Below are 12109 nucleotides of genomic sequence, written 5' to 3'. Positions count from 1 at the left end.
CCCCATCATAACGTGTTTGACGGGCATTTCCAACCCGTAAGACATATTAGAGCCTGTGTCAAGGCGCTTACTGCGCTTTTTCCAGCAGCTTCGGCTTGGCAAAAATCATTCTGCCCGCAGAGGTCTGCAGCACACTCGTCACCAGCACTTCCATCGTAGTGCCGATATACTCACGCCCGCCTTCAACGACAATCATCGTGCCGTCATCCAGATAGGCTACCCCCTGGCCGTGCTCCTTGCCGTCCTTGATGACCTGCACGATAATTTCCTCTCCGGGCAGCACAACCGGTTTAACCGCATTGGCCAGATCGTTGATGTTCAGCACTGACACACCCTGCAGCTCACAAACCTTATTCAGGTTAAAATCATTCGTGACCACCTTGCCGCGTAGCACCTTCGCCAGCTTGACCAGCTTGCTGTCCACCTCGGAGATCTCTTCGAAATCCCCTTCGTAGATGAGGACCTTCACATCCAGCTCTTTCTGGATTTTGTTGAGAATGTCCAGGCCGCGCCGTCCGCGGTTACGCTTCAAGAGATCCGAAGAATCGGCAATATGCTGCAGCTCCTCAAGCACGAATTCAGGTATAACAATCGTCCCTTCGATAAAGCCCGTCTTGCAGATATCCGCGATCCGCCCGTCGATGATGACGCTCGTATCCAGAATTTTATGCTCCTCTAGCCCCCGGCCTTCCGGCTCTTCCGTCTGCCCCCAGCGTCCGGTTGCCCAGAGTGAAGCCAGCTCTTCTTTCTTTTCCAGACCGATCCGCAGCCCCATATAACCGAGCCCCAGTGTAGCCGCCACCTGCAGCAGATCCCCCGCTTTACCGAGCCAGTCCATGGCCGGATACAGCAGCAGGGATAGCAGAAGCCCTCCGGTCAGCCCTGCGGCGCCTGCAGCCATTTCATTCATCGGTATACGCGAACAGTACGTTACCGCCTCCCGCAGCTTCGAACCGCCCCAATCCGCGCATAAAGTCCCCGCAATCAAAAAAATAATGGCTCCCAGCACCGTAAACAAAATGCTCCCATCCACAGGAAGATCCCCTGCCAATCTGTCCATCCCCTGCGGGAATCCTTTTTCTGCCGTATGGTATAGCGAATAGCCGGACCAGGCACCAAGCAACCCGGCAAGTGTCAAAACGATTTTTTTCCACATAACCCTACGCACCTCCTTTTATTCATCCTGAAATGATCTATACCTCTCCAGTATGTTCCAATTATCAGGTTGGTAATCGCAGGCACGCTTATTTTCTGCAGAAAAAAGTTACCGGTAATGTAAAGCTTGTCAGGAACTCCTATTCCCGTTGAAAACAGGGGGGGTACTGGCATATAATGAACTCAATTAAGAACCCAGGGGTGAATGGAAAATGAGCGCACCAAGTTTACAGGCCTTTCAGGATCAAGTCTCCGAACTGCTGCTCCGTCACCGTAGTCTGCTGGATGTCATGTCCAAAAACGGCCAGAGCAGCGCATCCGTCAACCGTGCTGTCGTCAAAGCCATAACGGAATGCGGTTGCATCCAGCTGCACGCCACCAAGCAGGTATTCGAACCGGCGCTTGGACTCGAACAAGCCAAGGAGCTGGCAGGCACTCATCTGGAAGGTGAGCTGTGCGAGAACTGCCGCGAGGTGGTCGCCTCCGAACTGGGGCGTGAGCTGTTCTATATGTCCGCCCTCTGCAATCTGCTTAACATCAATATGGACCAGGTGGTCGCCAAGGAATCGCAGAAGTGCGCCACACTCGGATTGTTTAATCTCTCCTGAACCCTATCAACAGCAAAGGCTTTGCCGTTCACTGTCATCAGTGAGGGCAAAGCCTTTTTGGGTTAACCGTTCTTTGATTGATATACCTTGTCTTCAGAACGTCTTCTGCGGCGGTGCCGGCGGCGCGCTGTCAGCCGGTCGATGTTCTGCTTGAAGCCGTACAGGGCGTACAGCGCCAGCAGCGCAAAGATCATTTTGGCAATCTGCTCAGGGAAAACAACAGCCACGGCCACAGCCACTACAATGACTACCGGTGCGATAAGCACTGCTTTTTTGGGCAGACCGACTTTCTTGAAGTTAGGATATTTTACAGTGCTGACCATGAGATAGGATAAGAGCAGCGACGCAACAATCATGAATGGAGCGGACACATCTTTATTGAAAAGAGCCAGTGTGGCCAGTACGCCACCCGCTGCAGGAATCGGCAATCCGACAAAATATCCGGGAATTCCCGGACGGACATTAAAGCGTGCGAGACGGAGCGCCCCGAATACCGGGAAAATCGCCGTTACCGTCCAGCCTAGTGCAGAATTCAAATCCTGCAGGCTGGTCACATACATAATTAAAGCAGGGGCTACCCCAAAGGAGACTACATCGGATAAAGAATCCAGCTCCTTGCCAAACTCACTTTCACATTTAAGTGCACGCGCAACCCGGCCGTCCAGTCCGTCTAAAAGCATAGCAATAATCACCATGATAGCGGCCATGCTGAGCTTGCCGTCTAACGCCATCATGATACCAAACATTCCAAGCATCAGGTTACCAATGGTAAAAAGACTTGGAATTGATTTTTGTATCATTTCTTCACCTCTGTCTGCTTACTTTAAATCCATGCGGCCATCAATATTACGTGATTGTATGTTATTTACATTTGCCTGTCAATAAGAACTTGCTTTTGCAGCCGTTTAAGCCCATCCTGAATATTGCGCGCCCTCATCTCGCCAATCCCGTCCACTTCATCCAGCTCAGCTATGCTTGCCGTCATCAGATTAGGCAGCATTTCAAAGCGCTCCACCAGATTGTGAATGATTACATTCGGCAGCCGCGGAATCTTGTTCAGCAGGCGGTAGCCGCGCGGTGTGACCGCTTCTTCCGAGGCGATTGCCGTCGAAGAATAGCCCAGCAGGCGGGCTATATGATTGTCATCCATCAGCTCATCATCACTGCTGCGTTTAAGCCCGGCGATAATTTCACGGATTTTGTCCTCCTGCTCTTCTCTTGCATAGTCTCTGTATAAGAGCCAGGCTTCTTCCTCTGTATTTCCCACCAGTTCTTCCATCTGCATGCTGATCAGGCGGCCTTCGTTGCCAAGTTCGTTGATGTAGCGTTTGATCTCCATCTTAATCCGCAGCACCATCTCTACACGCTGGATGACCCCCACGACCTCCGGAACAGTAACAATCCCCTCATATTCGGAGGCGGAGAGGTTGGTCAGCCCCTGGGTAAGCACTGCTTTATACTTCTCCAGCGTTTGGATCGCCTGGTTGGCTTTGGCCAGTATGGACCCGATTTCTTTGAGCGCATAGCGGATAGAGCCCTGATACAGCGTAATGATATTCCGCCGCTGCGAGATGGAAACAACCAGCTTGCCGGTCTGTTTGGCAACACGCTCCGCCGTCCGGTGACGGATTCCGGTCTCAATCGAAGAGATGGACGAATCGGGAATCAGCTGGGTGTTGGCATAAAGAATCCGTTTGAGGTCCTCGCTTAATATAATGGCGCCGTCCATTTTGGCCAGCTCATACAAATAATTGGGAGAGAAATCACAGTTGATGGAAAAGCCGCCATCCACAACCTCCATCACTTCAGGACTGTATCCGACTACGATGAGTGCACCCGTCTTGGCCCGGAGCACATTCTCCAGACCTTCCCGGAAGGGTGTGCCCGGCGCTGCCATCCTCAGCAGGTCATTCATGTTCTCTAATTGAGTATATTCTTTCATCTTCCTATTAGCCCCCTAATCTAACGCGACCTTTAATGCATCTGCTACGGTGCTGACGCCGATAATCTGGATATCCTGCGGATGCTTCCAGCCTTTCATGCTCTTTTCAGGCATAATCACCCTCCGGAAGCCCAGCTTAGCCGCCTCTTTGACCCGCGTTTCGGCACGCGAGACACCTCTGACCTCGCCGGTAAGACCGACTTCGCCAAAGAAGACATCATAGGGCTTGGTGGAAATATCACGGAAGCTTGAGGCGATGCTGACTGCAACTGCCAGATCAATAGCCGGCTCATCCAGCTTCACGCCTCCTGCCACATTGAGGTAGGCATCCTGGTTCTGCAGAAACATGCCCATCCGCTTCTCAAGCACTGCAATAATAAGCGCCATGCGCTGATGATCCATCCCGGTGCACATCCGCCGCGGCGAGGGAAAATGGGTGGCGGCAACCAGCGCCTGCAGCTCAACGAGCACCGGTCTGGTTCCTTCCATACTGGCCACGACGGCTGAGCCGGCCACACCCAGCGGACGTTCCGACAGGAACAGCTCCGAGGGATTCTCTACTTCGGTGAGGCCGATCTCGCCCATTTCAAAAATTCCGATCTCGTTGGTTGAACCGAAACGGTTCTTTACTGCACGCAGCAGCCGGTAGGTATGGTGACGTTCCCCCTCGAAATACAGTACACAATCTACCATATGCTCGAGCATCCGGGGTCCGGCAATGGCCCCCTCTTTGGTAACATGACCAACCAGCACTGTCGCAATTCCACGGATTTTGGCAATGCGCATAAAGCGTGTCGTACACTCCCTGACCTGTGTCACACTGCCGGGCGCACTCGTCACCTCAGGCATAAATACGGTCTGAATGGAGTCAATCACGAGGAATTGCGGCTGGATCTGCTCAATCGCCTCTTCAATACTCTCCATATTGGTTTCACACAGCACGTACAGCTCCCCTGACAACGCCCCGAGGCGGTCGGCCCGGAGCTTAGTCTGGCGTACCGATTCTTCCCCGGAAATGTAGAGCACACGAAGCCCCTGGGTGGTCAAGGCATGAGAGGTCTGCAGCAGAAGGGTAGACTTACCGATTCCGGGGTCTCCTCCGACAAGCACCAGCGAGCCGGGGACAATGCCTCCGCCAAGCACACGGTTAAGCTCACCGATACCTGTCAGGATGCGCGGTTCTTTGTCACTTTCTATATTTATGATCGACTGCGCCTTTTCTTTACTGTGAAAAATAGGTGCATTCATTCCTTGTGTTTTGACTACGCTTTCCGTTTCCTCCACCATGGTGTTCCATGCCTGGCAGCCCGGGCATTTGCCGAACCATTTTGGCGACTCGTAGCCGCAGTCGGTACAGAAAAATTTTGTTTTTGCTTTTGCCATGTGGTCTCCTTACGGTACGAAGTTGCTAAAATTGCATATAATCAGTCCTTATTCAAAGTTTACCATTTCTCCATCCCGAACGAAAGGTTACTTAGGCTCTAGTTTTGGACTGTCTCTATAACCTGCCTGATTTTAAGCCGGTTTAGTCAATTTCTGTGCAATCGAACAACCGGTCAACAAAAAAAAAAGCCCCGCTCCTCTATACGGAGGAGCGGCAGCTTTGTTTCAACGGTCTTTCTTACTTATTGTCTGCTTCGGCTTCTTTTTCAAGTGCGGCTGCCGGTGCATCTACAGTGGTTACCACAAGCTCACCATTCACTTCATCGATCTTAAGTGAATCGCCTTTCTTAATGTTGCCTTTCAGCAGCTCTTCGGAGAGGCGATCTTCAATATGCTTCTGAATCGCGCGGCGCAAAGGACGGGCACCAAACGCCGGATCGTAGCCTTCTTTGGCCAGGAAGGCTTTACCGCCATCCGTAAGCTCGAAGTCCACATCGTATTCACGTAGCCGCTTGCGCAGCTCGTCGGACATGAGTGTAACAATTTCGGCGATATGCTTCTCTTCCAGCGAGTGGAAGACAATGATTTCGTCGATACGGTTCAGGAACTCAGGACGGAAGCTCTTCTTCAGCTCTTCCATTACTTTGCCCTTCATGTTGCTGTAATCCGCTCCGGCATCCTGCACAGCAGTGAAGCCGAGGGTTGAATTTCTCTTGATAGCCTGTGCCCCTACGTTAGAGGTAAGGATAATCAGCGTGTTGCGGAAATCAACTACGCGGCCTTTGGAATCGGTCAGGCGACCGTCTTCCAGCACCTGCAGCAGGATGTTGAATACTTCAGGGTGAGCCTTCTCGATCTCATCCAGCAATACTACGGAATATGGCTTGCGGCGTACCTTCTCGGTCAGCTGTCCGCCTTCTTCATACCCTACATACCCTGGAGGCGCCCCTACGAGGCGGGACGTGGAGTGTTTCTCCATGTATTCCGACATGTCGATGCGGATTACGGCATTCTCGTCACCGAACATCGCTTCGGCAAGTGCACGAGCCAGCTCGGTTTTACCTACCCCGGTTGGTCCGAGGAAGATGAAGGAGCCCATTGGACGCTTAGGATCTTTGAGACCCGCACGTGCCCGGCGCAGCGCCCGGCTGACAGCCTTAACAGCCTCATCCTGGCCGATTACGCGTTCATGGAGCAGAGCTTCCATATTGAGCAGACGGTCCGTCTCCTCTTCCTTCAGCTTGCTTACCGGAATACCGGTCCAGCTGGCTACAACCTGAGCGATATCCTCAGGTGTAACCTGGGAGTCGGTACGGCCCTGTTTTTCTTTCCACTGGTTCTTGGTTGTGTCGAGCTCTTCACGGATCTTCTGCTCGGTATCACGCAGCGCAGCAGCCTTCTCAAACTCTTGGCTCTGTACCGCAGAATCCTTCTCCTTGCGGATATCGTCAAGGCGCATTTCCAGTTCCTTGAGATTCGGCGGGATGGTGTAGGAGTTCAGCCTAACCTTGGAACCCGCTTCATCGATCAGGTCAATCGCTTTGTCCGGCAGGAACCGGTCAGGAATGTAGCGGTCGGACAGCTTCACAGCCTCCACAATCGCTTCGTCGGTGATCTTCACCCGATGATGGGCTTCGTAACGGTCACGCAGTCCGTAGAGGATCTGAACGGCTTCCTCAGGAGAAGGCTGATCCACCGTGATCGGCTGGAAGCGGCGCTCCAGGGCTGCGTCTTTTTCAATATATTTGCGGTATTCGTCAAGTGTTGTGGCACCGATGCACTGCAGCTCTCCGCGGGCCAGGGCCGGCTTCAGGATGTTGGAGGCATCAATGGCACCTTCCGCGCCGCCTGCCCCGATCAGGGTGTGCAACTCATCGATAAAGAGTACAATGTTACCAGCCTGACGGATTTCATCCATAATCTTTTTGAGGCGGTCTTCAAACTCACCGCGGTATTTGGTTCCGGCCACCACTGAACCCATATCGAGGGTCATAACGCGCTTGTCACGCAGCGTTTCCGGAATTTCATTGTTGATGATTTTCTGGGCCAGACCTTCGGCGATTGCGGTTTTACCTACCCCGGGTTCGCCAATCAGTACCGGATTGTTTTTGGTCCGGCGGCTGAGCACCTGAATTACACGTTCGATTTCCTTGCTGCGCCCGATAACCGGGTCAAGGTTGCCGTCCTTCGCATAGGCAGTTAGGTCACGGGCCAGGCCGTCCAGCGTTGGCGTGCTGACATTCGCAGGCGTTCCGCTGTGGCTTGAAGTAGCTTCACTGCTGCCAAGCAGCTGCAGTACCTGCTGGCGTGCTTTGTTCAGGCTGATTCCCAGGTTGTTAAGTACACGGGCAGCTACGCCCTCACCTTCACGGATTAGGCCGAGCAGGATATGCTCTGTGCCGACGTAAGTATGGCCCAGCTTGCGTGCTTCGTCCATCGACAGCTCGATAACTTTTTTGGCACGTGGAGTGTACGCGATGTTGGTAGGCTGTTCCTGTCCTCTGCCGATCAGCGTTTCCACTTCGTCCTGGATTTTCTCCAGTCCCAGACCCAGTCCAATCAGTGCCTTGGCGGCAATGCCGTCTCCCTCACGAATCAGTCCGAGCAAAATATGTTCTGTACCAATGTTGTTATGTCCCAGCCGTACAGCTTCTTCTTGCGCCAGCGCCAGCACTTTTTGTGCGCGTTCCGTAAATCTTCCAAACATCATATCTCATGCACCTCCACGGATAATAAATATCTATAATTAATGTTGTGATCCCAGTGTTTCCCGGAGCAGCTTCGCCCGGTACATATCGCGTTCGGTAGCTGACAGCTCGTCACCGAACATTTTTTGCAGGAACCCCGGCTGTGTCTTCACATTCAGCTCATTCAGCACGGAGATCGAGGGACCTTCCAGAATGCCCAGATCCACACCCAGCCGCAGATCGGAGAGCCGCTGTGCGGATTCCTTAAGCTCCATGACAGCTGCGTATGCCAGAATCCCGTAGGAGCGTTTAATCCGGTCGGTGATCCGCAGCGCTGAATCAGTCAGCAGCCGCTCGCGGGCATTACGTTCGTGCTCAATAATCTGTGTAACTACACTGTGAAGATTCTCGATGATTTCACTTTCGGTCTGTCCCAGTGTAATCTGGTTGGAAATCTGAAAAATGTTACCTACTGCTTCGCTGCCTTCACCGTAAATTCCTCTTACAGTCAGGCCAACCTGGTTAACAGCCGATAAAATACGGTTGATCTGGTGGGTCATCACCAGCGCCGGCAGATGCAACATAACCGAAGCGCGGAGCCCAGTGCCTACATTGGTAGGACAACTTGTCAGATACCCTCTCCTGTCATCAAAGGCATAATTGACGGAGGCTTCAAAAATATCATCTATGGCCGTTGCCCGCTCCCAGGCCTCCTTGACCTGCAATCCGGGAAACAGGCACTGGATTCGGAGATGATCCTCCTCGTTGATCATAATGCTGACCGACTCATCCTCGTTCAGGATAACCGCTCCGCCGCGGGAATCATTGGCCAGATTTGGGCTGATCAGATGCTTCTCCACCAGCACTTTTTTGTCCAGCTCTGTAATCTCATCCAGCCGCAGCAGTTCAAAGGTTCCGAGGTTACCAGCGGCTTCTCCCTGAAATACAGGGGCAAGCTGTTCCAGTGCTTCTTCCGCCTGCTCTGCCGAGGCCAGCAGCGGAAACGGCAGATGCTCCAGATTGCGGGCGATACGCATACGGCTGCTGATCACAATTTCAGAGTGGCTGCCGCCGCAGCGCATCCAGTTGCTAAGCGCTTGTTCGGTAAAACGGAGACTTGACATGTCGTATCCCCCCTATATATGAAAGACTTTACTCTTGTGCCATTTCTTTTTCAAGTTTGCGGATTTTGTCCCGCAGCTCGGCTGCAGTTTCAAATTCTTCCTGGATGATGCTCTCCTGCAGTTCATGCTTCAATTCATTGATCTGACGCTTGCACATGATCTGTGCACCGGCGCGTTTGGGCAGTTTGCCTACATGTGCGGTGCTGCCGTGAACTCTTCTGAACAGCGGGTCCAGTGTGCTGTCAAAATATTTATAGCAGGAGCTGCAGCCAAACCGTCCAAGCTTGCTGAACTGGGAATAGGTCATGCCGCAGCTCTCGCAGTGCAGACCCTGTACATTTTTGGTCGCTGCTGACTTCTCCTTGCCGGCCCCTTCAAGATCGAGCAGACCGGATAACAGGCTGTGGATCGAGAAGCCCCCTGCGGTTCCGGGAATCATCTCCCCTTTTTCACGGGCACAGCTTTCACAAATATGAAATTCCGTCTTCTCTCCACTTACGATCTTGGTAAAGTGCAGAGTAGCCGGTTTGACGCCGCATTCCTGACACAGCATAGCGGAGTCCCTCCCTTATGATGACCATTATTTGCCCAACAAAGAGATTAGCATCGCCTTCATAATCTTGGCACGAATCTCATCCCGGTACGGCAGATTAACCGTCAGGCATTCCCGGGAAACAGCGGCGCGCATAAGACACGCTTCACGTTTGCTTAGGAAACGAGCTTCCTCGAGCTGATAAATCAGCCCTTCGGCAGAATTCTGATCAATATCATTTCCTATTGTAGATTTGAGATGAGCGTACAGCGCCACATTCTGGGGCAGCTCAAAACGCTGAATCCGTATGTAGCCTCCGCCGCCGCGCTTGCTCTCCACCACATAGCCCTTCTCCAAGGTAAAACGTGTACTGATGACATAATTAATCTGTGACGGCACGCATGAGAACTGGTCCGCCAGGTCATTGCGCTGGATTTCCACCGTACCCTCGGGACTTTCATGCAAAATATTCTTCAGATATTGTTCGATAATATCAGAGATATTACGCATCACTCATCCTCCAGTGCTTAATGCAATAGTGTACGTCTGTGCTGCGAATCCGCCCGGAGTAACCTCTAAAGAACTTAACCCAAGAGTGAAAGCACGAATCCCGGCTTGGCTGCCGCATAAACAGTGACAGCGTCGTCCTTTAGGGTATATATTTTGAGCCCGGCAGATCCACTGCTATAAATAACTAAAAAGCAGAGGTAACAGAAAAGCTCAGGTGAGCCTTCGTTGACTTTGACTTTCTTTGACTTTTTTCATATTATAACATATTCTCACTGAATTCCAAGGGGTTACTCTTATTTTTTACTTAATGCCGCCAATGTATTCGGGATATTCTTACGGTCCGGTGATTTTATATGTACAAAAAGAAGCTCTCCCTGCTGCAAAACAGCGGCAGAGCTTCGGCGACATCAGAAAAAATCAACCAAGGCGGTCTCGGCATGCGGTACAATCTCTTCCAGCCATTTCAGCGCTTCCGGATCGCCCGTCAGGCTGCCGTATCTGGCCAGCTCCTGCGGACGCTTATATCCCATCAGCAGTACTGTCAGCGTTCCAATACTGCAGCTCAGGTCTGCCTGCCCGTCTGCAGCCTCGGAGCGGACCAGCGAAGCTGTTCCATCTGTATTCACAGTCAGTCCCCAGCGTCCGTCGTTCCACGGAGCGTGCTCATCTCTAATGTACAAAGTATATTTCCGGACTTCCGGCTGTTTATTGAAAATAAACGATTCTATGAAGCCCTGTGCATTAACAATCCGCGCCATAAAGTAGGGATAATTCTCCTGGGAAATCCGCGGGTCCGGCAGCAAAAACGGCAGGATATCATCCGACGGCACCAGCTTCAGCGAAGCACCTGTGACCATGGAATCGTGATTGGCAAGGAACGTCCAGAGCGCGCGGCGCGCTTTTTCATTCAGATAGACAAATTCATCAATAACGAGCTCCCTGTTCTCCAGCTTATACAGTACATAACCCTCTGGTTCGCCTGCATCCGAGACAAACAGGCCGTGATGCATGTCCTGATCCAGGACACTCTCCTTCCACCATTCCATACTGCGCTTCAGCGTTCCGTTATAACGGGCTGCAAACCGGCTATACAGCTGGTCCAGCGTTTCTAGATCAGCAGCATCACGCCGCACACTGCCTTCGATCTCGGTTTTCAACGGAAACTTCCCTACAGGAATAGTGTATTTTTTGTATTCGCAATAAACCTCCCAGCCGAACCGGCGGTAAAAGGGAATCAGGAACGGATGCAGCATTGACAGTGACTGACCATTCTCATTCATCACCTGCAGGATATGCTTTAATAGAGTCGCGACGTAGCCCTGTCTGCGGTTCTCCGGCCATGTGGCTACCCCGGCAATTCCTCCCATGGAGACAATTCTGCCCTGTATATGTACTTCCAAAGGAAGAAGCGTGAGTCCGGCCTTCAGCTCTCCCTCCTCAAAAACGCCCCATACTTTTTCCGGCTTGAACTTTTCTTTATTGGTTATGCGGTTCTCAGCGGATACTTTGTACTGAAACGCATATTCAGAAAGGGTCAAGTTTGCTTCAAATTCTTCTGCCTTCAGCTGCCTTATTTCCACATCTGTTCACCTCATCAACTTGTATTTATAAATGCTTATAGAGAGTATAACAAGCCAGATAGCTGTATGCTAATTTTATGCAGACTTTCTGCAGACTAATAGAAAAACCACATGAGTTATCCACAAATTAAAAACAGCAACACAAAAAGCCGGGGCAAAGGGCCTCCGGCTGAAAAACTTATCCACGGTTATGCGACCGTTATCCACAAATTCCACATATTATCCACAAAAACGGTGTATTATACGGAATTATTCTTGACTAAATCACATTTTCCTGCTTTTTCTCGCCCTTAATAGGGATAAATCGTTAAGTGAAAAAACTATCCACATGTGTGTATTTTTTCAGCAGCAATCTGAATTATCCACAAGTTTTCCACAATTATTCACAGACGCAAAAAGTCCACTGTCGATTACTCAACAGTGGACTCACGCGCTTGGCGGCGTCCTACTCTCCCAGGACCCTTCGGTCCAAGTACCATCGGCGCTGGAAGGCTTAACGGTCGTGTTCGGGATGGGTACGCGTGGAACCCTTCCGCTATCGCCACCAAACATGCGTCTGTGAAACAGACGCTGCCGCTAGACATTTGG

10 protein-coding genes and 1 rRNA gene are annotated in these 12109 nt (G+C 51.7%); 1 reads left to right on the top strand and 10 read right to left on the bottom strand.

Annotated features, from left to right (window positions below):
* Positions 1-67: 67 nt before the first annotated feature.
* Positions 68-1156, bottom strand: coding sequence for a PIN/TRAM domain-containing protein (locus M2108_RS25865; protein WP_277472264.1), 1089 nt, complete (start codon positions 1154-1156; stop codon positions 68-70).
* Between the two features lie 211 nt (positions 1157-1367).
* Between M2108_RS25865 and M2108_RS25860 the strand changes: the two genes are divergently transcribed.
* Entirely contained in the window at positions 1368-1763 is a 396-nt protein-coding gene (locus tag M2108_RS25860) for a nucleoside triphosphate pyrophosphohydrolase family protein (RefSeq protein ID WP_277472263.1), read from the top strand.
* Between the two features lie 62 nt (positions 1764-1825).
* Here M2108_RS25860 and pssA read toward each other — a convergent pair whose 3' ends face one another.
* The 9 genes from pssA to rrf form a co-directional block, all read right to left on the bottom strand.
* Positions 1826-2563: a CDP-diacylglycerol--serine O-phosphatidyltransferase gene (pssA, locus tag M2108_RS25855; RefSeq protein ID WP_090719478.1), complete on the bottom strand. Its 738-nt coding sequence runs from the start codon at positions 2561-2563 to the stop codon at positions 1826-1828.
* Positions 2564-2628: 65 nt separating this feature from the next.
* A complete protein-coding gene (disA, locus tag M2108_RS25850; RefSeq protein WP_068727717.1) occupies positions 2629-3705 on the bottom strand; it encodes a DNA integrity scanning diadenylate cyclase DisA in 1077 nt (358 codons plus the stop codon).
* A gap of 15 nt (positions 3706-3720) precedes the next feature.
* On the bottom strand, positions 3721-5088 hold the full coding sequence (radA, locus tag M2108_RS25845) for a DNA repair protein RadA (protein WP_277472262.1): 1368 nt from the start codon (positions 5086-5088) through the stop codon (positions 3721-3723).
* Between the two features lie 238 nt (positions 5089-5326).
* Positions 5327-7798, bottom strand: a complete 2472-nt coding sequence (gene clpC, locus M2108_RS25840) for an ATP-dependent protease ATP-binding subunit ClpC (RefSeq protein ID WP_039877432.1) — start codon at positions 7796-7798, stop codon at positions 5327-5329.
* A 36-nt stretch (positions 7799-7834) separates the two neighbouring features.
* Complete coding sequence (gene mcsB, locus M2108_RS25835) at positions 7835-8899, bottom strand: protein-arginine kinase McsB (RefSeq protein ID WP_277472261.1); 1065 nt, start codon at positions 8897-8899, stop codon at positions 7835-7837.
* A gap of 28 nt (positions 8900-8927) precedes the next feature.
* The gene (gene mcsA / locus M2108_RS25830; RefSeq protein ID WP_090719484.1) at positions 8928-9452 is read right to left on the bottom strand and encodes a protein-arginine kinase activator protein McsA; all 525 of its coding nucleotides are present in this window, start codon (positions 9450-9452) and stop codon (positions 8928-8930) included.
* Between the two features lie 27 nt (positions 9453-9479).
* Positions 9480-9941, bottom strand: coding sequence for a CtsR family transcriptional regulator (locus M2108_RS25825; RefSeq protein WP_068727723.1), 462 nt, complete (start codon positions 9939-9941; stop codon positions 9480-9482).
* Between the two features lie 407 nt (positions 9942-10348).
* The gene (locus M2108_RS25820) at positions 10349-11521 is read right to left on the bottom strand and encodes a GNAT family N-acetyltransferase (protein ID WP_277472260.1); all 1173 of its coding nucleotides are present in this window, start codon (positions 11519-11521) and stop codon (positions 10349-10351) included.
* Positions 11522-11953: 432 nt separating this feature from the next.
* Positions 11954-12070: ribosomal RNA gene (rrf, locus tag M2108_RS25815) — 5S ribosomal RNA — on the bottom strand.
* Positions 12071-12109 lie beyond the last annotated feature (39 nt).

Origin of the sequence: Paenibacillus sp. PastM-3, assembly GCF_029893965.1 — a bacterium.
Lineage (GTDB): Bacteria > Bacillota > Bacilli > Paenibacillales > Paenibacillaceae > Paenibacillus_AQ.
The sequence above is the reverse complement of the archived record's forward strand: the minus strand, read 5'-3'. Positions and strand labels throughout refer to the sequence as shown.